Origin of the sequence: Sphingomonas alba, assembly GCF_023516555.1 — a bacterium.
Lineage (GTDB): Bacteria > Pseudomonadota > Alphaproteobacteria > Sphingomonadales > Sphingomonadaceae > Sphingomicrobium > Sphingomicrobium album.
The window spans coordinates 1075214-1097319 of the sequence record NZ_JAMGBD010000001.1; the positions used below are offsets into that span (position 1 = coordinate 1075214).

26 protein-coding genes are annotated in these 22106 nt (G+C 64.6%); 11 read left to right on the forward strand and 15 right to left on the reverse strand.

The genetic code is table 11. From position 1 onward, the window contains the following. Positions 1-42 precede the first annotated feature (42 nt). Together LZ536_RS05665 and LZ536_RS05670 are read left to right on the forward strand one after the other, a co-directional pair. A complete protein-coding gene (locus tag LZ536_RS05665) occupies positions 43-378 on the forward strand; it encodes an ArsR/SmtB family transcription factor (RefSeq protein ID WP_249847317.1) in 336 nt (111 codons plus the stop codon). 2 nt (positions 379-380) lie between these two features. Next, positions 381-878 (forward strand): SRPBCC family protein, encoded by a 498-nt coding sequence (locus tag LZ536_RS05670; RefSeq protein WP_249847318.1) that lies wholly within the window; start codon positions 381-383, stop codon positions 876-878. 4 nt (positions 879-882) lie between these two features. Here LZ536_RS05670 and LZ536_RS05675 read toward each other — a convergent pair whose 3' ends face one another. From LZ536_RS05675 to rpsM, 8 genes are all read right to left on the reverse strand, one after another. After that, positions 883-1293 (reverse strand): hypothetical protein, encoded by a 411-nt coding sequence (locus LZ536_RS05675; RefSeq protein WP_249847319.1) that lies wholly within the window; start codon positions 1291-1293, stop codon positions 883-885. Between the two features lie 148 nt (positions 1294-1441). Next, positions 1442-2179, reverse strand: coding sequence for a hypothetical protein (locus tag LZ536_RS05680; protein WP_249847320.1), 738 nt, complete (start codon positions 2177-2179; stop codon positions 1442-1444). 138 nt (positions 2180-2317) lie between these two features. Further along, a complete protein-coding gene (locus tag LZ536_RS05685; protein WP_249847321.1) occupies positions 2318-2926 on the reverse strand; it encodes a hypothetical protein in 609 nt (202 codons plus the stop codon). Positions 2927-3201: 275 nt separating this feature from the next. Continuing rightward, positions 3202-3354, reverse strand: a complete 153-nt coding sequence (locus LZ536_RS05690; protein ID WP_249847322.1) for a hypothetical protein — start codon at positions 3352-3354, stop codon at positions 3202-3204. A 91-nt stretch (positions 3355-3445) separates the two neighbouring features. After that, a complete protein-coding gene (gene rplQ, locus LZ536_RS05695; protein WP_249847323.1) occupies positions 3446-3862 on the reverse strand; it encodes a 50S ribosomal protein L17 in 417 nt (138 codons plus the stop codon). A gap of 93 nt (positions 3863-3955) precedes the next feature. Then, complete coding sequence (locus LZ536_RS05700; protein WP_249847324.1) at positions 3956-5026, reverse strand: DNA-directed RNA polymerase subunit alpha; 1071 nt, start codon at positions 5024-5026, stop codon at positions 3956-3958. Positions 5027-5113: 87 nt separating this feature from the next. Beyond that, on the reverse strand, positions 5114-5503 hold the full coding sequence (rpsK, locus tag LZ536_RS05705) for a 30S ribosomal protein S11 (RefSeq protein ID WP_166202296.1): 390 nt from the start codon (positions 5501-5503) through the stop codon (positions 5114-5116). A 57-nt stretch (positions 5504-5560) separates the two neighbouring features. Continuing rightward, entirely contained in the window at positions 5561-5929 is a 369-nt protein-coding gene (gene rpsM / locus LZ536_RS05710) for a 30S ribosomal protein S13 (protein WP_249847325.1), read from the reverse strand. Positions 5930-6138: 209 nt separating this feature from the next. On the opposite strand from rpsM, the gene LZ536_RS05715 reads away from it, so the two are divergent. Genes LZ536_RS05715 through LZ536_RS05740 form a run of 6 tightly spaced genes read left to right on the forward strand, consistent with a single transcriptional unit; the run spans position 6139 to position 11805 of the window. After that, positions 6139-7062, forward strand: coding sequence for a bifunctional riboflavin kinase/FAD synthetase (locus LZ536_RS05715; RefSeq protein ID WP_249847326.1), 924 nt, complete (start codon positions 6139-6141; stop codon positions 7060-7062). A gap of 38 nt (positions 7063-7100) precedes the next feature. Further along, a complete protein-coding gene (gene ileS, locus LZ536_RS05720; RefSeq protein WP_249847327.1) occupies positions 7101-9911 on the forward strand; it encodes an isoleucine--tRNA ligase in 2811 nt (936 codons plus the stop codon). Beyond that, entirely contained in the window at positions 9908-10411 is a 504-nt protein-coding gene (gene lspA, locus LZ536_RS05725; RefSeq protein ID WP_249847328.1) for a signal peptidase II, read from the forward strand. The genes ileS and lspA overlap by 4 nt, the downstream gene beginning before the upstream one ends. Continuing rightward, positions 10404-10805 carry a DUF3035 domain-containing protein gene (locus LZ536_RS05730; protein ID WP_249847329.1) on the forward strand — a complete coding sequence of 134 codons (402 nt, stop codon included), beginning with the start codon at positions 10404-10406 and terminating at the stop codon, positions 10803-10805. The genes lspA and LZ536_RS05730 overlap by 8 nt, the downstream gene beginning before the upstream one ends. A 36-nt stretch (positions 10806-10841) precedes the next feature. After that, on the forward strand, positions 10842-11393 hold the full coding sequence (locus LZ536_RS05735; RefSeq protein ID WP_249847330.1) for a winged helix-turn-helix domain-containing protein: 552 nt from the start codon (positions 10842-10844) through the stop codon (positions 11391-11393). A 58-nt stretch (positions 11394-11451) separates the two neighbouring features. Next, positions 11452-11805, forward strand: coding sequence for a hypothetical protein (locus tag LZ536_RS05740; protein ID WP_249847331.1), 354 nt, complete (start codon positions 11452-11454; stop codon positions 11803-11805). Here LZ536_RS05740 and sseA read toward each other — a convergent pair. Next, complete coding sequence (gene sseA / locus LZ536_RS05745; protein WP_249847332.1) at positions 11802-12632, reverse strand: 3-mercaptopyruvate sulfurtransferase; 831 nt, start codon at positions 12630-12632, stop codon at positions 11802-11804. The genes LZ536_RS05740 and sseA overlap by 4 nt on opposite strands. A gap of 46 nt (positions 12633-12678) precedes the next feature. On the opposite strand from sseA, the gene ung reads away from it, so the two are divergent. Genes ung through LZ536_RS05760 form a run of 3 tightly spaced genes read left to right on the forward strand, consistent with a single transcriptional unit; the run spans position 12679 to position 14829 of the window. Next, positions 12679-13377, forward strand: a complete 699-nt coding sequence (gene ung, locus LZ536_RS05750) for a uracil-DNA glycosylase (RefSeq protein ID WP_249847333.1) — start codon at positions 12679-12681, stop codon at positions 13375-13377. An 11-nt stretch (positions 13378-13388) separates the two neighbouring features. Then, positions 13389-13835, forward strand: a complete 447-nt coding sequence (gene queF, locus LZ536_RS05755) for a preQ(1) synthase (RefSeq protein WP_249847334.1) — start codon at positions 13389-13391, stop codon at positions 13833-13835. After that, positions 13822-14829 carry a 2-dehydropantoate 2-reductase gene (locus LZ536_RS05760; protein ID WP_249847335.1) on the forward strand — a complete coding sequence of 336 codons (1008 nt, stop codon included), beginning with the start codon at positions 13822-13824 and terminating at the stop codon, positions 14827-14829. Before queF ends, LZ536_RS05760 begins: the two co-directional genes overlap by 14 nt. Here the strand turns inward: LZ536_RS05760 and LZ536_RS05765 are convergent. From LZ536_RS05765 to LZ536_RS05790, 6 genes are all read right to left on the reverse strand, one after another. Further along, the gene (locus LZ536_RS05765; protein ID WP_249847336.1) at positions 14826-16874 is read right to left on the reverse strand and encodes an OPT family oligopeptide transporter; all 2049 of its coding nucleotides are present in this window, start codon (positions 16872-16874) and stop codon (positions 14826-14828) included. The two genes, LZ536_RS05760 and LZ536_RS05765, sit on opposite strands and share 4 nt — an antisense overlap. Before the next feature lie 19 nt (positions 16875-16893). Beyond that, positions 16894-18093, reverse strand: coding sequence for a M20 metallopeptidase family protein (locus LZ536_RS05770; RefSeq protein WP_249847337.1), 1200 nt, complete (start codon positions 18091-18093; stop codon positions 16894-16896). Continuing rightward, positions 18090-18437, reverse strand: a complete 348-nt coding sequence (locus tag LZ536_RS05775; protein WP_249847338.1) for a hypothetical protein — start codon at positions 18435-18437, stop codon at positions 18090-18092. The genes LZ536_RS05770 and LZ536_RS05775 overlap by 4 nt, the downstream gene beginning before the upstream one ends. Next, a complete protein-coding gene (locus LZ536_RS05780; RefSeq protein WP_249847339.1) occupies positions 18434-18826 on the reverse strand; it encodes a nuclear transport factor 2 family protein in 393 nt (130 codons plus the stop codon). The genes LZ536_RS05775 and LZ536_RS05780 overlap by 4 nt, the downstream gene beginning before the upstream one ends. Further along, on the reverse strand, positions 18816-20432 hold the full coding sequence (locus LZ536_RS05785; protein WP_249847340.1) for a helicase HerA-like domain-containing protein: 1617 nt from the start codon (positions 20430-20432) through the stop codon (positions 18816-18818). The genes LZ536_RS05780 and LZ536_RS05785 overlap by 11 nt, the downstream gene beginning before the upstream one ends. A gap of 67 nt (positions 20433-20499) precedes the next feature. Further along, positions 20500-22032 carry a Do family serine endopeptidase gene (locus LZ536_RS05790; RefSeq protein WP_249847341.1) on the reverse strand — a complete coding sequence of 511 codons (1533 nt, stop codon included), beginning with the start codon at positions 22030-22032 and terminating at the stop codon, positions 20500-20502. Positions 22033-22106 lie beyond the last annotated feature (74 nt).

Below are 22106 nucleotides of genomic sequence, written 5' to 3' on the forward strand. Positions count from 1 at the left end.
AAGTGACTTGACAAGGCCACGTCGCTCTCGATAGTTAAGCACATGCTTAACGAATCGCGGCTCGACGTGGCCTTTCAGGCATTGGCGGATCCGGCGCGGCGCGCCATGCTCGCGCGTCTCGCGCTCGGACCGGCCTCTGTCAGCGAGCTTGCTCGTCCCCTGCCGATGAGCCTGCCGGCCGTCATGCAGCACCTAAAAGCGCTGGAAGATAGCGGCCTGGTCTCGACGGCCAAGAAGGGACGCGTCCGAACCGCCCAACTCGAAGGCGATACGCTCGGCGCGGCCGAGGCCTGGCTCAAGGATCGTCGCACGGAATGGGAGGCGCAGGCCGACCGCCTTGAGGCCTTTCTCGAATCATATCAGGACAAGGGAGAATGATGATGGCCGGTGAACTCGACCTGGTGCTGGAACGCACGCTCAACGCCCCGCGCGACCTTGTGTGGCGCGCGTGGACCGACCCCGAATTGCTCAAGCAATGGTTCGCCCCGAAACCCTATCTGATCTCCGAGCTGGAGATGGACCTGCAACCGGGCGGCATCTTCCGGATCCGCATGACCGGCCCCGATGGTTTCGACACCGGTCACGGCAATGCCGGCTGCGTGCTAGAGGTCATCGACGGCGAGAAGCTCATCTGGACTAGCGCGCTCGGCCCGCAATACCGGCCTGCCGAAATGGGCGAGGGATGCGAGAGCTTCCCGATGACGGCGATCGTCACCCTTGCCGATGCACCGGGCGGCAAGACGCTTTACCGCGCGGTGGCGCTGCACAAGGACAAGGCCGACCGGGACCAGCATGAGGCCATGGGCTTCCAGGACGGCTGGGGAACCTGCGCCGCTCAGCTCGAAGAGCTGGCCGCGGGACTGAAGGCCGAGGCCTGACTGCCTAGCGGCGGTTCAAGTCGACGCTGATCACGCGGCCGCCGTAATCGACGTTGCAGCGGAAGCTGATGTCGGCGGTCTGGGTCGCGGCCCCGGCAAGCGCGCCGTAGGTGGCGGTTCCATAATGGTGGCGCATCAGGCGATCGCTGTTGGCGAGCCCGGTGACACGAATGTAGTTCCGGCGCTGGTCCACGCGGGTCACGCCGACGACCTGGCCGCCGATCGATTGCCCGCCGAAACCGCGGACACCGATTTTCTGGCTCAGCCGATATTGCACGGCCGTCGAGCAGCGGTCGGCTGCAAAACCATTCTCCGCGCCAAAATTGTGGGGATTGATCTGGGCTGGTGCCGGGGCTGCGATTGCCAGGGTTGCGGCACAGGCACCCGCACCAAGAATTTTCAACTTACGCATCATGGCCGGCCTCCTTTCAGGAACATTGGGCCAATTCTGCGGGATTAACGCATGATAGGCCCTGCCGCTCCGATCGTTCCGCCCACGAAAAAAGCGCCGGAGTCCCGCGAAGGACCCCGACGCTCCATTTCCCTCCCCGGAAGGGGTTTGATTACTCGCGCGGTCTGCCGTGCGAGCGGCGCTCACCGCCACGCCCGCTGCTGCTGTCGCCGAACGAATCCTGCCGCTGTTGCTGTCGTTCGACGCGCGCGGCACGAGCCTCGCCCTGCGCCTGTTGACGCTGGGCAATGGACTGCTGGCGCTCGGCGATTGCCTGGCGGCGCGCCTGCTGGATGCGGTCCAGCGAGCCACGGTCTGCGGTCGCGCTGCCGCCCGCGTTCGCGCGTGCATTGACCTCGGCATTGGCCTGTCGGGCGGCCTGCATCTCGACCTGGTTGGCGCGGATGCGCTCGCGGATCGTGGCCAGGCTGCGCTGCTGATCGGCATTGGTTGCCGTCGCCGCTTTGGCGCTGAAGCCCGACCAGTTTTCCTTGGTCTCCGCGGTGCCGGTCACGCCGGACCGGCGCTTGGCGTCGCGCAGGATATCGCCCCAGTGGCTTTCCTGCTTGCGGTCCCAGTGGTGCGCGCAGCCGTAGCGGTCGTAAACGTAAAAGCCGGCGCCCGGATAATAGAAGCCGTCGTACCAGCCGAAATAGGGGTAGCCGCCGTAATAGCCGTAGCCGAACGGGTCGCCGTAACCATAGCCGTACGGTCCGTAACCATAATCATAGCCTAACGAGCCGTGGCCGGCGCCGACGGAAACTCCGCCGTACGGACCATAGGCGCAGCCGGCGAGGCCGGCGGATGTCGCCAGCACAACGGCTGCGGCCTTGAAACGAGAACTAAACACAGGCGATTCTCCCGAACTCGCAGAAATACGCAGTCTCGCGAATCCATTACTGCCCTTGAACGGCGCCTGAACCCACAAGCCCATGAAAAAGGGCCGAGGCTCGCAAGAACCCCGGCCCGATTGTCTTGGCCTTGCGGCCTAGTAGCGGCGGTAAGGGTAGTTCCCAGCATAGTTGCGCTTGGCATCGATGTCGGTGATCCGGCCACCGCGGTCGATCGAGCAGTTGAACTGCGCGTCGGCGGCGCCATTGTAGCCGTAATTGCCGTAGCCATTACGGTCATAGCCGTAGCCGTTATAGCCATTATAGCCGTTGTTGTAGCCGCCATAGCCGCGGCCCATGCCGGTCGAGGCAAGGCCGTAGACCTTGAGGCCGCCGTTGCTGCGCGGCGACACCTGCGTCACGCTGACGACACGGGCGCCCATATAGCCGTTGTTATAGCCATTGTTGTAACCATAGCCGTAGCCATAGTTGCGGTAACGGCCGCCTTCATTGTCGAGACCGCGGGTATTGATGCGATATTCAACGGCGCGGACGCACTGCTCGACCGCATAGCGCTCGTTCTGCTGATAGCTGCGGCCGCCCAGGATCGAATCCAGGATATTGCCGACCGGGTTGTTGCCGTAACCATAGCCGTACCCCGGATAGGCTCCGCCCGGATAACCGCCGTATTGCGCGGCCGCGGGGGCCGATGCGACGATCGCTGCGAGACCGGCCGCGCCAGCCATAATCTTCGTGATTGCCTTCATGGCCACACACTCCCTCATCAAAACGACTCGCAGACACAACGCGCGAGCCTAGGGGAAAGTCCCTAGTCCCAATGCGCTGCATTGCGCCTGAACATGACGGTGGGGAAATATTCAGGTTTCGGTTGGCGAGCCCGAAACGAAAAAGCCCGGACTGCTGGGGGCAGACCGGGCCAGGCAGAAGGCTGGCGGGCAAGCTAGCCATTTGCCTGGCCGGCTAAAAAGCGATGTTCGCCGCCCGCGTCAATCTCACTAAAGTTAAGTCAGCCGCTTGCCGTTCACTGACCCGCCAAAGGCAATTCATTCTCGTCCTCGGGCGGCTTGCGATGATCCTGCGGTTGCGCCTTAGGCCGCTCGCCTTCCGGCTCGGCATCGAGCACCATCTCGGTCAATCCCGGCGATTCTTCTTCGTGTCGGTCTCTCTGGACCATTGCCCATCTCCTTCGCGGCCTGAACGCGCGGAAATGAAAAAAGGGCCGCCGGATCGCTCCGACGGCCCCTTCTTGATCGATGCGCTGAAGCTCAGGCCTCGGCGAATTCCTCGTCCATGACCGGACCCGAATCCTGGCCCTTGGCCGAGACGTCGCGGTCGACGAATTCGATGATCGCAATCGGCGCGGCGTCGCTCGAGCGGATGCCGGCCTTGATGACGCGGGTGTAGCCGCCGTTACGGTCGGCGTAGCGCGCGGCGATGACATCGAACAGCTTCACCAGCTGCGCGTCGTCGAGGATGCGCGCATGGGCCAGGCGGCGGTTCGAAAGGCCGCCCTTCTTGGCCAAAGTCACCAGCTTCTCGACATAGGGGCGAAGCTCCTTCGCCTTGGCGAGGGTCGTGGTGATCTGCTCATGCTTGATGAGCGCCGCCGCCATGTTGCGGAACATGGCCGCGCGGTGGCTGGAGGTGCGCTGCAGCTTACGATGGCCGACGCGATGACGCATTGTTCTTTTCCTTCGTTCGTAGGGGGCCCGTACGAGGTAGCCCGATCCAGGCGGTGATCACGGGCACCGCCCAAACCCGTGTTGAGGATCGGCTTAGCCGAGCAGTTCCTGCTCCAGCTTCTTGGCCATTTCCTCGATGTTCTCCGGCGGCCAGCCGGGGATGTCCATGCCGAGGCGCAGGCCCATCGAGGCAAGGACTTCCTTGATCTCGTTCAGGCTCTTGCGGCCGAAGTTCGGCGTGCGGAGCATCTCGGCCTCGGTCTTCTGGACCAGGTCGCCGATGTAGATGATGTTGTCGTTCTTCAGGCAGTTCGCGCTGCGGACCGACAGCTCCAGCTCGTCGACCTTCTTGAGGAGGTAGCGGTTGAGCTGGTTGGTATCGGCCTGGGCCTCGACCGGCGAAGCGGCCGACGGGGTGCCGATCATGGCCGGAGCCGAGCGGATCTGGCTGTCGTCGAAGTGAACGAACAGCTGCAGCTGGTCCTGCAGGATACGCGCTGCATAAGCGAGCGCGTCTTCCGGCGTGACCGTGCCGTCGGTTTCGATCGTCAGGTTGAGCTTGTCGTAGTCGAGCTCCTGGCCGACGCGGGTGTTCTCCACCTTGTAGGCGACCTGGCGAACCGGGCTGTACAGCGCATCGACCGGGATGAGGCCGATCGGCGCATCGGCCGGACGGTTGGCGGCAGCCGGGACATAGCCCTTACCGATGTCGGCGGTCAGCTCCATGTTGAGCGTCGCGCCCTGGTCGAGGTGACAAATGACGAGGTCGGGATTGGTGACCTCGATGTCGCCCGACGTGGCGATCTGGCCGGCGGTGACCTCGCCCGGGCCCGTGGCCGAGAGCTGCAGCCGCTTCGGGCCTTCGCCTTCCATCTTTAGCGCGATCTGCTTCACGTTGAGGACGATGTCGGTGACGTCCTCGCGGACACCCGCGAGGCTCGAGAACTCATGGAGCACGCCTTCGATCTTGATCGAGGTAACGGCGGCGCCCTGCAGCGAGCTCAGGAGCACGCGGCGCAGCGAATTGCCGAGCGTCATGCCGAAGCCACGCTCCAGCGGCTCGGCGACGAAGACGGCCTTGCGGCGGTTGTCGCCGGTGCCGGCCTTGCGCTCCAGCGCGTTCGGCTTCTTGAGTTCCTGCCAGTTCTTTGCGTTGACGGCCATTTTCATTCCTTGGCAGCTAAGGGGCTAACCCCTTGTTGAATCTTCATTTTCACCTTCAAATCGTGCCCGTCGGCACGAGTTCAAGGCTTAGACGCGGCGGCGCTTGGACGGGCGGACGCCATTGTGCGGAATCGGCGTGACGTCGCGGATCGAGGTGATCTGGAAGCCGACCGCCTGCAGCGCACGGAGCGCGCTCTCGCGGCCCGAACCCGGACCCTTGACCTCGACCTCGAGGGTGCGAACGCCATGCTCGGCGGCCTTGCGGCCCGCATCCTCGGCGGCGACCTGGGCGGCGTAAGGGGTCGACTTGCGGCTGCCCTTGAAGCCCATCATGCCGGCCGACGACCAGGCAATCGCATTGCCCTGCGCGTCGGTAATGGTGATCATCGTGTTGTTGAACGAAGCATTCACGTGGGCGACGCCCGCCGTGATGTTCTTGCGCTCGCGGCGCCGAAGGCGCTGGGGTGCTTGAGCCATTTAAAAATTCCTACAAATTCGAAGCTGCGTGATGCGGCAGTGAAGCAAGCGTGGCGCTTACTTCTTTTTACCAGCGATCGGCTTGGCCTTGCCCTTGCGGGTGCGCGCATTGGTGTGCGTGCGCTGGCCACGGACCGGCAGGCCCTTGCGATGGCGCAGGCCGCGGTAGCAGGCCAGGTCCATCAGCCGCTTGATGTTCATCGCGGTCTCGCGGCGGAGGTCACCCTCGACCGTGTGATCGGCGTCGATCGTCTCACGGATCTGCAGCACTTCCTGGTCGGTCAGGTCCTGGACCCGGCGCTCAGGCGCAATGTGCAGCTTCTCGGTAATCGCCTTGGCCTTGGTGCGACCAATGCCATGGATGTAGGTCAGCGCGATCTCGACGCGCTTGTTGGTGGGGATGTTCACCCCGGCAATACGTGCCATTAACTACGTGCTCCTAAAGCTCCACAGGGCCTGGAAGTCGGCCCTATCTCTCAGCCAGTACCCCGCCTCCACCAAAGCCAAAACCGACGCGCGCACGAATGCGCCGCCGGTGAGCCGGTGGAACGGGATGCAAGCCATGTAGGTTTCGCGGGCGCGTGAGTCAAGAAGGCGGCATTTGCAAGCGCCCGAGCCTTCGCTAAGCGCAGGCCATGCAGCGCCTGTCTCTCGACCAGCCGATCCCGGAAGCCTTGCGCGGTGCAGTCGTCGCGCTCGGCAATTTCGACGGCTTTCACCTGGGCCACCAGGCGGTGGTCGGGCGAGCGGTGCAGCGCGGCGCGCATGAGCGCCGGCCGGTCATCGTCGCCACCTTCGACCCGCATCCTGTGCGCCATTTCAAGCCGGACGTCCCGCCCTTTCGGCTGACGACCCTCGACCAGCGCCAACGGCTGTTCGAGCATGCCGGCGCCGATGCCATGCTGGTGTTCCAGTTTGACGGCACGCTGGCTTCGACCACGGCCGAGGATTTCGTCGCGAAAATTCTCGGCGAAAAGATCGGCGCCGCAGCGGTCGTCACCGGCGAGGACTTCACCTTCGGCAAGGGCCGTGGCGGCAATGCCGAAGTCCTGCGCGAACTGGGCAAGGGAAGCGGCATCGTCGCCGAGGCCGTCGCGCCCATCAACCTTGACGGGGAGCTGGTCTCCTCCAGCCGCATCCGCGAGGCGCTGCAGGCCGCCGATCCGCATACGGCGACCCACTTGCTCACCCGCCCCTTCGCCATCGAGGGCGAGGTCATTCACGGCAACAAGCGCGGCCGCGAGCTTGGCTGGCCGACCGCCAACATGAAGCTCGGCAACTACCTCCGCCCCGCCTACGGCATCTACGCCGTGCGCGCGCGGCTCGCCGATGGGCACGACCTGGACGGTGTCGCCAATGTGGGCCAGCGCCCGATGTTCGAGCCGGAGGAGCTACTGGAAGTCCATCTCTTCGACTTCGACGGCGACCTCTACGGCCAGCAGGTCGAAGTCGACCTCCACCATTACATCCGTCCCGAAGCCAAGTTCGGCAGCCTCGAAGAACTGGCCGCCCAGATCGGCCGAGACGCCGAGCAGGCGCGGGAGCTTCTCAAGCGCTAGGTTTGCATTCGCGGACTCCGCCGCTAATGCCGCCCGCAATGTCCGACGCGCCCGATAAACCTGATTACCGCAGCACCGTTTTCTTGCCCAAGACCGACTTTCCGATGAAAGCCGGCCTGCCGCAGCAGGAGCCGGGCATCGCCGCGCGCTGGGAATCCGAGGGGCTATACCAGCAGGTCCGCGTCGCCCGCGCCGGCCGCGAGAAGTTCATCCTCCACGACGGCCCGCCCTACGCCAATGGCGACATGCACATCGGCCATGCGCTCAACCATATCCTCAAGGACATGGTCGTCCGCACCCAGACCTTGCTGGGCAAGGACGCGCCCTATGTGCCCGGCTGGGACTGCCACGGCCTGCCGATCGAGTGGAAGGTCGAGGAGCAGTATCGCAAGAAGAAGCTCAACAAGGACGAGGTGCCGGTCAAGGAATTCCGCGCCGAGTGCCGCGCCTATGCCCAGCATTGGGTCGACCGCCAGCGCGAGCAGCTGAAGCGGCTCGGCATCGGCGGCAATTGGGACAAGCCGTATCTGACCATGAACTATGAGGCGGAGGCGACCATCGTCTCCGAGCTCTACAAGTTCGCCGCCTCGGGCCAGCTCTACCGCGGCGCCAAGCCCGTCATGTGGTCACCGGTCGAGAAGACCGCGCTGGCCGAAGCCGAGATCGAATATGAGGACATCGTCTCCACCCAGATCGATGTCGCGTTCGAGATTGTCGAAAGCCCGATCCCCGAGCTGGTCGGCGCTCACGCGGTGGTGTGGACGACCACGCCTTGGACGATCCCGGTCAACCAGGGCATCGCGTTCGGACCTGAAGTCGAATACGGCCTTTATCAGGTCGAAGGACGGCGCCTGCTCATAGCCAAGAGCCTGTTCCCCGCGACCTACACACGAACACGGCTAGGCAAAGGTAGTTCGATCGAATTTGTGGAGGTTACTCCGGACAAGTTCGTGGGCGAATTTCAAGCCGGAGATTTGAACCACCTCGCGGACTTCAAGGGCTCCGATCTCGCCGGCACCATTGCCCGCCACCCGATGCACAAGCTCGGCGGCTTCTTCGCCAAGCCCCGCCCCTTCCTGCCCGGCGACTTCGTCACGACCGACAGTGGCACCGGCCTCGTCCACATGGCGCCCGACCATGGCGAGGACGATTTCGAGCTGTGCAAGGCGCACGGCATCGACCCCGTCTTCGCGGTCGAGGGCGACGGCAAGTATCGCGAGGACTGGCTCTGGCTCGGCGGCCAGGGCAGCGTCATCAATTCCAAGTTCAATGCGCCCGACGGCCCGATCAACTCGGACCTGCGCGAGGCCGGCGCCTTGCTCGCCGCTTCCGCTGACTACCAGCACAGCTACCCGCACAGCTGGCGGTCGAAGGCAAAGGTCATCTATCGCTGCACCCCGCAATGGTTCGTCGCCATGGACAAGGACCTTGGCGACGGGACGACACTGCGCAGCCGCGCGCTGAAAGCCATTACCGACACGCGCTGGGTGCCCGAAAAGGGCGAGAACCGCATCCGCTCGATGGTCGAAGGCCGACCCGACTGGGTGCTGTCGCGCCAGCGCGCCTGGGGCGTGCCGATCGCTTTGTTCGTCGAGCGTAAGACCGGCAAGCTGCTGGTGGACGAGGAGGTCAACGCCCGCATCACTGGCAAGATCGCCGAGCAGGGCGTCGATGCCTGGGACCCGGAGAATGCGGCCTACTTCCTCGGCAACCGCTCTCCGCAAGATTACGAAATGGTCGGCGACATTCTCGACGTCTGGTTCGACAGCGGCTGCACCCACGTCTTCACGCTGGAAAGCGGCCACTGGCCCGAGCTCCGCTGGCCCGCTGACCTCTACCTCGAAGGTAGTGACCAGCACCGCGGCTGGTTCCAGTCGTCGCTGCTCGAAAGCTGCGGCACGCGCGGCCGCGCGCCCTACAATGCGGTCCTGACCCATGGCTTCACCATGGACGCCAAGGGTCTGAAGATGTCGAAGTCGATCGGCAATACGGTCGACCCGCTGAAGGTCATGGAGACCAACGGCGCCGACATCATCCGCCTCTGGGCCCTGTCGGTCGATTATACCGAGGATCACCGCATCGGCGACGAGATCCTCAAAGGCGTCGCCGACCAGTATCGCAAACTACGCAACACTTTCCGCTATTTGCTCGGCGCGCTCGACGGGTTCAGCGACGAGGAGCGGCTGGCCGACGTCGCGGCCTATCCGGAGCTGGAGCGCTACATGCTCCATCTCGCCTCGGAGCTCGACAAGCAGCTGAAGCAGGCCGTCAACGACTTCGACTTCAACAGCTACACTCGGCTGCTGACCGATTTCTGCAACGACGACCTCAGCGCCTTCTTCTTCGATATCCGCAAGGACGTCCTCTATTGCGACGCGCCGTCGAGCGAGACGCGCCGCGCCTATCGCACCACGCTCGACACGCTGTTCCAGGCGCTGGTTCGCTGGCTGGCGCCGGTGCTCGTGTTCACGACCGAGGAGGTCTGGGGCACGCGCTACCCGGATGCCGGATCGGTGCATTTGCTAGAATGGCCGGAAATCCCGGCTGTCGATGCCGACGATGCTAAATGGGCCGAGCTCCGCGACCTTCGCACCCAGGTAACCGAGGCGATCGAGCCGCTGCGCCGCGACAAGATGCTGGGTTCCAGCCTCGAGGCCGAGGTCACCGTCCCCTCGACCGCCGACGCCGCCTTCCTCGCCGAGTTGTTCATCTCTTCGACAGTCCATCACGGCGATAGCCTCGCCGTGGCGAAAACGAACCATCACAAGTGCGGCCGCTGCTGGCGCCTCCTGCCCGAGGTCGAGGAAGATGGCCTGCTCTGCGCGCGCTGCTCGGAGGTCGTGTCGTGAGGTCACGTTCGACCGCGATCGCGGCCGCAGTCCTCATCTTTTTCGCCGACCAGCTGACCAAATGGCTGGTGACGGGCCCGCTCGGCGTCAACGAACTCGGCGACCAGATGGTGCTGCTGCCGATCTTCAATTTCACCTTCACGAAGAACACCGGCATTTCGCTCGGGCTGCTGACCGCCAATGGCGAGCTCGGCCGTTGGCTGCTGGTCGCCATGACCGCGATCATCGCGGGCGGAATCGCCTGGTGGATCACGCATGAGCACAAGCGTGGCGACCAGCTGGCGCTCGGCATGGTGCTGGGCGGAGCGCTCGGCAACATCCTCGACCGGGTGCGCCTCGGCTATGTCACCGACTTCTGCGACCTGCATTTCGGCGAGTGGCGACCCTTTTTAGTCTTTAATGTCGCCGACGCAGCGATTAGCATCGGCGTAATCATTTTGCTGCTTCGCGCCTTTCTGGCGAAACCAAAGGCGCCCAAGGAGACTATCGATCATGCGTAAGGCCATTGCCCTCACCCTCCTCCTGCCGGCGCTCGCGCTCGGCGGATGCAGCATCTTCAAGCCGAAGACGGCATCGCTCGACGAATTTGCCGTGGCCCGCAATGCGCCGCTGGTGATCCCGCCCGATTATTCGCTGACCCCGCCGGTTGCAGGCACGATTAGCTCGACCGCCGAAAGCGCCCAGGCCCAGGCGATCGAAGCCCTGTTCGGCGGCCCGGCCCCGCGCAGCGCGACCGAGACCAGCATGCTCGACGCTGCCGGCCGCGACCGCGTCTCGCTCGGCATTCGTTCGACCGCGGGCGACCCCGACAGCCGTGTTGTCGACAAGGGCCAGACGACGGTGACGATTCTCCAGGCGCCGGAAGGCGACACCCAGACTGCGTCAGCCCAGTAACTCAAGCCCCGAACGCCTGAGGAACCTAAAGACCCGATGACCGCAGAAAACCTTTCCGCCCGGCTCGCTGAGCTGGAATCGATCCTCGACCGTGCCCGCAAGCGGTTCGAAGAGGGCATGAAGATCGTCGAGGACGCGCATCGCACCTTCGGCGACATTCAGCAGGCGCTGCTCGGCGCTCCCGCAAGCGGCATGTCGGCCGAGGATAGCGAGGAAGCCGCCTCGCGCCTGCTTGCTTCGCTCAAGTCGGCAGGCGGCACCATGCCCGACACCCTTTGCGGCGGGCGTCTTGCCGTCGACCAGACCCAGCGCCTGATCCGCATCGACGGTCACCCGATCGGCATTACCGAGATGGAATATCGCGTGCTGGAGCTGCTTGCCTTTGCCCGCAACAATGTCGTTACCCGGACGATGCTGCTGAAGCATCTCTACCGCCGGTCCGATGACCAGCCGCAGCCGAAGATCATCGACGTCTTCATCTCCAAGCTGCGCAAGAAGCTGCGCTCGGCCTCGGGCGGTGCGGAGTTCATCGAGACGATTCCGCAGCGCGGCTGGATCCTCCGCGACATCGAGCGCGACGCCGCATAACCGAAACGGCTAAAGCCGGATTCACTTTTCTTTAGGCCGTCCGTGAGAAACGGCGCGGATGATTCACTTCGTCCCCGATTCGGCCAACGAGCCGGTACAGGCCCCCTATTCCGAGGCGATTGCCCGGTTGGCCGGCCTGCGCCAGGCTTTGAGCCTGGTTGAGGATATGGCTGGCATGGCGCCGTCGGCGTGGCCGCACCACGACGGGGCGAACGCGACCATCAACGGCGAAGCACGGCGCGCCTGGTTCGACGAGAGCTCCGCTCGTGCCGTTGCCGGCTCGGCCGCTGGCCTCGAAGCCATTGCTGAACTGAATGCCGAAGGCGGCCAGGTCCATCCCGCCGCCGCCGAGCGACTGGCGCTCGATATCCGCACCCGCCTCGAAGAGCTGGGCGCGGTCCTCAGCCTCTAGGCTGGCCCAAGGGCCTTCGGAGTGGCCGGATCGGCGCCCCATTCGCTCCAGCTTCCATCGTACAAGCGTGCCTCGTCGTTGCCGAGCAGATGCGCGGCGAAGATCAGGCTGTTGGCCGTGACACCGGAGCCGCAAGTGGCGACGAACGGCTTGGCGGGATCGATCCCTTCCCATTCGAACAGCTGTTCCAGCGTGTCCCGGTCCTTGAACGTACCATCCTCATTATAGAGCGCTTCGAACGGCAGGTTCCTGGCGCCGGGGATATGGCCGGGCGCGACACCGGGGCGGGGGTCCGGTGCATCGCCCTCGAAGCGCGGACGCCCCCGCGCATCGAGTAAGGGCGTATCCAGCCCATCGATGATCTGCTGTTTCGTGATGATCGGCGCCCGCGCCTCGGCTGCGAAGGCGGCGCTGGCAGTATTTGCCTCACCGCGTTCGGTCGGCCGGCCTTCGGCCGTCCATTTCTGGAAGCCGCCATCGAGGATCGCGACATTTTGCGCACCGAACTGGCGAAGCATGAACCAGCCGCGAGCCGCCGTTCGGACCGGACTATTGTCATAGACGACGATCCGATCGTCGCGGCCGATACCTAGCCTGCTCATCGCCGCACCGAAGTCCGATGCCGAAGGCAGCATGTGCGGTGCCGGGTTCGATTTGTCCGACAGTTCGTCGATGTCGAAGAAGACTGCGCCCGGAATGTGAGCGCCGCGAAACTCATCGGCGCCCTTGCGGCCGCTGGCCGGCATGAACCAGCTGGCATCGACGATGCGAAGATCCGGTTCGCCGAGATGCTCCGCCAGCCAATCGGTGGAAACGAGCGAGTCCATGCGCCCGGGATTGCCACTTGGGCCCGCTGTCCGCAATGACGGGCTTATGGAGGGGACGATCAAGCTGCACCCGAGCTGGCTCGAGCCGCTGAGCGGCGAGTTCGCCTCGTCCTACATGTCCGACCTGAAGCAATTCCTCCTCGCCGAGCGCGAATCCGGCAAGCGTATCTTTCCCAAGGGCAGTAACTGGTTTCGGGCGCTCGACCTGACGCCGCTGGACGAAGTACGCGTCGTCATCCTCGGCCAGGACCCCTATCACGGCGAAGGCCAGGCGCACGGCCTCTGCTTCTCCGTGCCGGATGGCATCCGCCCGCCGCCGAGCCTCGTCAACATCTACAAGGAGATGAAGACCGACCTTGGCATCACGCCGCCCGCGCACGGTCTCCTCGAACATTGGGCGCGACAAGGCGTGTTGCTCTTGAACAGCGTCCTGACCGTCCAGATGGGCCTCGCCGCCTCCCACCGCGATCGCGGCTGGGAACGCTTCACCGACGCGGTCGTCCGGTTGGTGAATGCCAAGTCCGACCCGGTCGTCTTCATGCTCTGGGGCAGCTACGCGCAGAAGAAGGCGGCGTTCGTCGACACCTCGCGCCACCTGGTGCTGAAGGCGCCGCACCCCTCACCGCTCTCCGCGCACAGCGGCTTCTTCGGCTGCAAGCATTTCTCCAAGGCCAACGCGTTCCTTGAAGCGCATGGCCGGCGCGCAATCGACTGGGCGTTGCCGGAATGCGTGAGTAGCGACTAGAAGCCCGCGCCATGGAAACCCGCCACCTCGGCCAGACCAGCGCGCTGCCCGCTTCTCCTGAAGAAGCCGCGCTGGATTATGTCCCGAACCCCCGCAAAGGCTCCCTATACCTGGTTCGCTTCGCAGCACCGGAATTCACCTCGCTCTGCCCGGTCACCGGCCAGCCGGATTTCGCGCATCTCGTCATCGACTATGCGCCGAACGAGACCATCGTCGAATCCAAGAGCCTCAAGCTGTTCCTGGGCTCCTTCCGCAACCACTGCGGCTTCCACGAAGACGTCACAGTTGGCATCGGCCAGCGCCTGTTCGACGAAATGAAGCCGCAGTGGCTGCGTATCGGCGGTTACTGGTATCCGCGCGGCGGCATTCCGATCGATGTCTTCTGGCAGTCGGGCGAGCCGCCGGCTGGCCTCTGGCTACCGGACCAAGGCGTCGCTTCTTACCGTGGCCGCGGCTAGAGTCGCTGTCCACGGCGCCGGCTCGGTCGGCTGCTTCATCGGGGGCTGCTGGCAAGCCGCCGGCATCGACGTCACCTTTATCGGCCGCCCCAATTTCGTTGAGGACATCGCCAATCATGGCCTGACGCTCAGCGATTCCAATGGCTGGGAGGCTCATCTCGACAAAGTCGATTATCGCACCGAACCGACTGGGCTCGCCGACGCGGACATCATCGCGCTGACCGTGAAGAGCGCAGCCACCGCCGATGCCGCGCGCGAGATAGCGAAGCACGGGCGCAAGGGCGCGCTGGTCATCAGCTTCCAGAACGGCATCAGCAACGTCGATGTCCTGAAGCGCGAGCTCGGCGACCGCTTTCAGGTCGCGCGCGGCATGGTCCAGTACAATGTCGCCTTTTTGGGCGAAGGCCGTTTCCACAAGGGCGTCGCCGGCCATCTCTACACCGAGAACCTTCCCGAGACTCAGGCTTTGGCCCAACGGATCGGCGACGGCCCGGCAGCGCTGAAACTGTCGGACGACATGCTAGGCATCGCCTGGGGCAAGTTGCTCATCAACCTCAACAATGCGGTCGCTGCGCTGTCTGGCCGCACCCTACTCGACGAGCTGAGCCAGCGGGACTACCGCCGCGTCGTCGCCGCCTCACAGCGCGAAGGTCTTCGCCTCCTCAAGCGCGCGGGCATCGAGCCGGCGAAGATCGGCGGCGTCGCGCCGAGCCTCCTGCCTTTCATCATCGGCTCGCCCGACTGGCTGTTCCGGAACGTCTTCTTGGCCAAGTGGAAGATCGATGCCAAGGCGCGGTCGTCGATGAACGACGACCTCATCGCTCGCCGCCGCACGGAGGTCGATTATCTCAACGGCGAGCTGGTCGCTCTGGCTAACCGCATGGGCACGGATGCCCCGATCAACCGCCGCATTGTCGAACTGGTTCGCCTTGCGGAGAAAGGCGTCGATCCCTGGGGACCGGCCACCCTCCGCCGCGAAGTGCTGGGCCGCTAGCGGAAGCTAGCCTCGGCTTCCGGAACCGCAGCATCATCGTCGGGCGCCGGCGCGTCCGAAGCCCGCGACTTGGTCCACATGTACAGCCCGATGATCGCGACTGTGAAGACGACCAGGCTGACGACCATCACCGACGAATAGGCCGGTATCAGCGCAAACACACTGGCGCTGTCGGCGGACCCGGCCTTCTCCGCGCCCGCGACGGCGGCCGCGTAGACGACGCCCATCAGGCTCTCGCCAACGATCATGCCAGTCGCCATGAGCACACCCATGCGCTCCGCGAATGCCGGGCTGCGTGAAGCGAGAGCCCAGCGATTGTAGAAATAGCCGAGGACGGCGCCGAACGGGATCAGCAAATTGGCCTCCATCGGCAAATAGATGCCCATGCCGATGGCGAGCGGCGGCAGATGCAGGCGGCCATTGGAGGTGCGCTTCAGCCCTTCGTCGATGATCACGGCAACGACGCCGATGATTGCGCCTTCCTTGATCAGGCCCCAGTCGAGATTGCCGCCCAGAACGCCCTGCGCGATCGTCGAAATAATCGCGGCTTGCGGCGCTGGTAGCGCGGTCGCCCTTGCACCCGGCGCGCCCTGGAACGTGAAGGCCGTGTTCATGAGGTCGAGGATCGGCGGAATGACGAGCGCGCCGAAGACGACGCCGAGAACCAGCGCCACCTGCTGCCGCCATGGCGTCGCGTCGACCAGCTGGCCGGTCTTTAGATCCTGCAAATTGTTGTTGGCGATGGTGGCAATGCCGAAAATGACCGCTGTTACAAACAGCGCATAGGCGACAAGCGCCTTGGTTTCCTCGCCCGTCGCGCCGCCATACATCGCCGCCAGGATCAATGCGATGCCGAGGACCGACAGGATACCGACACCCGAGATCGGGCTGTTCGAAGCGCCAATGAGGCCAGCCATGTAGCCGCAGACGGCCGCGATCACGACGCCAGCAATGAGGATGTAGACAAGGCTGATGCCGACCGTCAGGCCGGCATTACCCGAGATCGGGGCGGTGTTGCCGAACGCAAAGAGCAGCAGGCCGATCGGGATCATCGACAAGAGGATGGTGCCGCCGACGATACCGATTGGCATATCGCGCTCGGTCAGCGGCAGTTGTTCGGCGCGGCCCGCCTTGCGCTCGGCGCTGGCGATGAGCGCCGAGCGGATGCCCGCGATAATCGGGCCAATGATCTTCAGCAGCGTCCAAATAGCGGCGACGCCGATGGCGCCGGCGCCGACCATGCGCGCCTTTTGCCGGAACGCCGTGCTGACCAGAGTCTCGATGTTCCCCGCCGCCTGCGCGATCAGACCAGCATCCTGTGTCCAGTGCGGGACGATGAATGCCCAGCTGATGAGGATGCCGATCAGCATGGCGACACCAACGGCAATGCCGACGAGGTGACCGACGCCGATCAGCGCCATCGAGAAGCTCGTGGAAATGCCGGTCGCACCCGCGCCGACCTTGAAGGTCCGGCCGGCGGTGTCCGTCAGCAGCCTGGTTTTGGCGAGCAGGAAATAGACTGCGGCGACGATGGTGGATCCGCTGATCAGCGCGAGGCCACGCTTGTTCTCTTCAGCCCCGCCAACGCCCGATCCGACCTTCAACACTTCGGCCGCCGCGACGCCTTCCGGGTAGGGCAAGTCGGATCCCGTCACGAGTGCGCGCCTGAGCGGTACCGAATACATGACGCCAAGAATACCGCCGAGGCCGATGACCGCGACCGACAGCCAGTATGGGAAGCCCGTCCACCAACCGACCATGATCAGACCGGGCAGCACGAAGATGATCGCCGACAGAGTTCCGGCCGCCGAAGCGATGGTCTGGACGATATTGTTTTCCTGGATGGTCGCGTCCTTGAACGCCTTCAGTACCGCCATCGAAATGACGGCCGCCGGGATCGACGTCGCGAAGGTGATGCCGATCTTGAGGCCCAAATAGACGTTGGCCGCGGTGAACACGACGGTGATGATCGCGCCGAGGATGATGCCCCGGATCGTCAGTTCCTTGATGCTGCTCAGCTGGCTGGTACGCGCGTCGGTCGCCATGTCTTATCCTTCTTGAAACTCAGTCCCAGCCGCGCTCGAGGAAACGCGTGGCAAAGGCACAGTGCATGGCGACGCCGCGCGGTAAAACGCTTTCGTCGACCATCATGCTCGGGTTGTGCAGCGGTGCGCGCGTGGCGGCATCGCCGTCATGCGGCGCGACGCCCAGGAACGCCATCGCTCCCGGCACCTTCTGCAACACATAGGAAAAGTCTTCGGCGCCCATGCTCGGGCCCGGCGGCTCCAGGAAGGCATTGCCTCCGAACTGGCCCACCGCGAGCTCGCGGATCATCTTCACAGCGCGCGGGTCATTGATCGTCGGCGGATAGCCTTCCTCGATCCACGCGCCGGCGCTGGCGCCATGGGCCTCCGCCACCTTGGTGATGATCCGCTCAAAGGCCTCGCCGACTGCCTTGCGCGTCTTCACGGACAGGGTCCGCATCGTGCCGACGAGCTCAACATCGTCAGGGATGACGTTGTGCGTGCTGCCCGCCGAAATCTGCGTCACCGACAGTACCGCCGGATCGGTGAAAGTGGTCCGCCGCGCGATATGGGCCTGCAGCGCCATCACTGCTTCGCAGGCGATTGGCACGGGGTCGACGGCGTCGTGCGGCATGGCAGCGTGCCCGCCCTTGCCCGTGATCATCGCGCCCACTTTGTCCGCTGAGGCCAGCATGGCACCCGAGCGGCAGGCGATCACCCCGCCCGCGACATTCGGGAAGATGTGAAGGGCGAACGCGGCCTCGGGCGTCGGGTCGTCCAGCAGCCCCTCGTCGATCATGTAGCGCGCGCCGTGCATTCCCTCTTCGCCCGGCTGGAACATGAAGAGGATGGTGCCGGCTAGTTCCTCGCGCCTGGCGCACAGGATTTTCGCCGCGCTGACGAGCATGGCCGAATGCGTGTCATGGCCGCAGGCGTGCATGTGCCCGTGAGTATGGGACGCGAAGTCGAGGCCGGTCTCCTCGTGGATCGGCAACGCATCCATATCGCCACGAAGCAGAACGGTGCGCCCGGGACGGCCACAGTCCAGCCGGGCGATGAAGCCGCTGGTCGACTGGCTGTCGCGAATATCGAGAGGCAAACCGGAAAGCGCCGCCTTCAGCTTGGCGGTCGTCTTGTGGCAATTGAGGCCCAGCTCCGGATCGGCATGGATCGCGCGACGCAGCGCGACGGTGGATTCCTGTTCGGCTTCCGCGGCCTCGCTCCAGACTTCCAGTGTCATTCGTCGTCTCGTGAGAAAGTGAAGATCGTGTCCCAACGCTGGAGCAGCAGGTCGCCCTTGTCGATAGGCAAGCGCTGATTCTGGAACTTGGCGTCGCTACGCTCAATTTCCCGCATCAGGTCGGCGGACAAAGGATCGCTTTGCAGGCGAACCGCACCGTCCTTCACCGACCAATGGCCCTGCGCCGCCTCCGACACCGCGCCATAATCCAGCGAGTAGAGAAAGGTGCCGTCGTCCTTCAACAGGAGCTCCGCGCCGACTTCCATCTGGTGCGTGCGGTAGTCGCCAGCAACAGTCGCCGGCGCGCCAGCCGCAAGCAGGAGCGCGGCTATGAACGCCGTCATTCGATGCTGACGCCCGCCGGCACCGGGCTCGAGTGGCGGCGTACGACCCGCCAGCCCTCATCGGTGTTCACCCAGACATCGGTAAGCAGGACCCGCTCGTCGATCGCATGGCCCATGAAGCGGAGCTTCCACTGCGCATCGACCGTGGCGACGATCGTCTGGTCCAGCCGAAGCGAGTCCATGACCCGGACCTCCAGGCTGATCAGGTCCATCTTCTGGAGTGCAATCAGCCAGTCTTCCAGGCTGACGCCGACAGTCCCGGTCGAGCGAATGCCGACCAGCTTGAATTGCGGATGGATGAGTTCCCGCAGCCGGCCGACGTCCTTGGCGAACAAAGCGTCGCGCCACTGCCGCTCGAGGTCGCGGATGTCGGTCTGGTCAGCGACCACGCATCAGGCCTCCGAAAATTCCCCGCAGGATCGAGTTGCCAAGCTGGCGGCCGACCGAACTGGCGGCCGCGCGCGTCGCGGACTGGATGATTTTGTCCGACATGGTCGGCCTCGCCGCTTCCCGCGCCTGTCGCGCCGCCTCTCGGTCTGCCTCGCGCTGGCGCTGTGTCTCCAGCCGTTCCTGCGCAGCCTGGGCGCGGGCCGCTTCCTTGGCGGCAATGGCATCGAGCCGCGCTTTCTCGGCGGCGGCCTTGTCGGCCTCGGTCTGAGCCTTGGCGGCGGCGGCCGCAGCGGTCGCTTCGTCGGCCTTGGCCTTCAGGATTTCCTCGGCGCTGTCGCGGTCGAGCACCGTGTCATATTTCGTGCCGATCGCATCGGTTGTCCGGATCACGGAACGCTCGTCCGCGGTCAACGGACCGACGCGCGAGGAAGGCGGCTTTATCAGCGTCCGCTCGACCGGCGACGGCGCGCCATCCGGCTGCAGCAGCGAAACCAAAGCCTCACCGACCTTCAATTCGGTGATGGCGGTCGCGACATTGATTTCGGGGTTCGGCCGGAAGGTATCCGCCGCCGACTTCACGGCTGCCTCGTCCCGTGGCGTGAAGGCTCGCAGCGCGTGCTGGACACGGTTTCCGAGCTGGCCCGCAACCTTGTCAGGAATGTCAATCGGGTTCTGCGTGATGAAATAGACGCCGACGCCCTTCGAACGGATAAGGCGGACCACCTGCTCGACCTTCTCCAGCAAGGCGGGCGGCGCATCGTCGAAAAGCAAATGGGCTTCATCGAAGAAGAAGCAGAGCTTCGGCTTGTCGGGATCACCGACCTCCGGGAGCTGCTCGAACAGTTCGGACAGCAACCACAGAAGGAAGGTCGAGTAGAGCCTCGGGCTCGCCATCAACTTATCAGCCGCAAGGATGTTGACGATGCCCTTGCCGGACTCGTCCAGCTTCATGAAATCTTCGAGCTCCAGTGCCGGCTCGCCGAAGAAATGATCCCCGCCTTGGGCGCGAAGCTGGAGCAGCGACCGCTGGATCGTGCCGACCGACGCCTTGGAGACATTGCCATATTCCAGGGTCAGCTGATCGGCCTCTTCGCCGCAATGTACGAGCATGGCCTGAAGGTCGTCGAGGTCGAGGAGGATGAGGCCTTCCTTGTCCGCGACATGGAAGGCGATGGTCAGAACGCCTTCCTGCACGTCGTTCAGGTTCATCATCCGTGAGAGGAGAAGCGGCCCCATTTCACTGACGGTGGTCCGGACGGCGTGGCCCTGTTCGCCGAACAGGTCCCAAAATTGCACCGGAAAGGCTTCATAGTTCCAGCCCGTGTAGCCGATTTCGTGGGCCCTGGCGGCAAAGGCCTCATGCGGTTTGGCGGTCGCAGCCCCCGGCATGGCGATGCCGGCAAGGTCGCCTTTGACGTCGGCAAGGAACGTCGGGACGCCGTCCGCGGACAGGCTCTCGACGATGCCCTGCAACGTAACCGTCTTGCCGGTGCCGGTTGCGCCGGCGATCAGGCCATGGCGATTGGCGCGGTTAAGCTGGAGTTCCTGAGGATGAACCCCGCCGGGCCCGGCGCCAATGAAAATGCCCGTCGCCTGATCAGCCATGTGCGCCTTTCTCCTCGGCCCGAAGGGCGAGACCCTAGGCCGAAGAGGTAAGTGCGGGCAAGGCTCGTTACTGCGGGGTGATGTCGACCCCGACGAACGCCTCGGGTGCGTTCCCCGCCTTGACCAGCAACAGGACGCTCGTCCGGCCCGCCTTCTTCGCAGTTTCGATGATCGCCGACACCTGGGCCGGCGTCGTCACTGCCTGGCGGTTCACCGATACGATCACGTAACCGGCGCGCAGGCCCTCGTCGGCTGCCTTGCTGGACGGATCGACAGCAGTGATCAGCACGCCGCGCACCGTCGCCGGCACGTTGGAGCGCTGGGCGAGTTCAGGAGTCAACGGAACCAGCGTCAGCCCAAGCGCCTGCGCGGAGCCAGGCGTCGCCGCCGTGCCCGTAGTGCCATCGCCCTGGTCGGTATCGCCACCCGCCTGCTGGGCGAGCTGCTCTTCGGTCGGGCGCTGTCCGACGGCGACTGTGACGGTCTGGTGGCGACCGTCGCGGACGATTTCAACCGGCACGCGCGCGCCGACCTGGGTGTTGGCGATCAGGTACGAAACCGTCTCGTCCGGATTCACCTCGCGGCCGCCGACTTTCACGATGACGTCGCCCTGCTGGATGCCGGCTTTCGCCGCGGCTTCGCCGGGAACGACCGAGCGAACGATTTCGCCATTGTCCTTGGGCAGTCCCAGCGAGGCGGCGATATTCTCGTCCAGCGGCTGGAGGCCGACACCGAGATATCCCCGCGACGGACGCTCGCCGCGGCGCAGCGAATCGATGACCGGCTTGGCGAGCTCCGCCGGAATGGCGAGGCCGATGCCGACATTGGCGCCGGTCGGCGAAATCAGCGCCGAATTGATGCCGATGACATTGCCGTTGAGATCGAACATCGGGCCGCCGGAATTGCCCATGTTGATGCTAGCGTCGGTCTGGAGGTAGCGGTCGTAGGCGCCGACGCCGGTGATGCCGCGGTGCAGCGCCGAGATGATGCCGGCCGTCACTGTGCCGCCAAGGCCATAGGGGTTGCCGATGGCAAGCACCCAGTCGCCGACCCGGACGCGAGTGGAGTCGCCCCAGTTGACGTAAGGCAGGTTCTTCGCGTCGATCTTCAGCAGCGCCAGGTCGGACGCCGTGTCGCGGCCGACGATCCGCGCCGTATATTCGCGGCGATTGGTCAGGATCACCGTCACCGTGTCGACGGTGCCCGTGCCGGTCAGGCCCTGCACAAGGTGGTTGTTGGTGACGACATAGCCGTCCGGCGAGATGATGAAGCCGGAACCGAGCGAACCGGCCTCGCGAGTCTTCGGCTGCCCCTGCTGCGGCGTTTGCCCTTGCTGGCTCGGGTCCTGGCCGCCGAAGCGCCGGAAGAATTCCTCGAACGGATCGGTCTGGGTCTTCACCGGCACGCGTTGGCGGGTGGAAATGTTGACCACCGCCGGCTGGAGCTTGGCGGCGAGGTCCGCGAACGACATGGGTGCGCCGTGCGGCGGCATCGCGGCCGGCGCATTTTGCGCGACCTGTGCCCCTACCGGCCCGGTCGCAACCGAAAATGCCGTTCCGCCGATCAACAGTGCCGTCGCGACTCCATAGGCGTAGCGCACCAGTCCGGACTCCTTCGAAACCATTACTTACCTCTCAGCTCGAGCCGACGTTTATGGGACGCGACGCTAGGTCG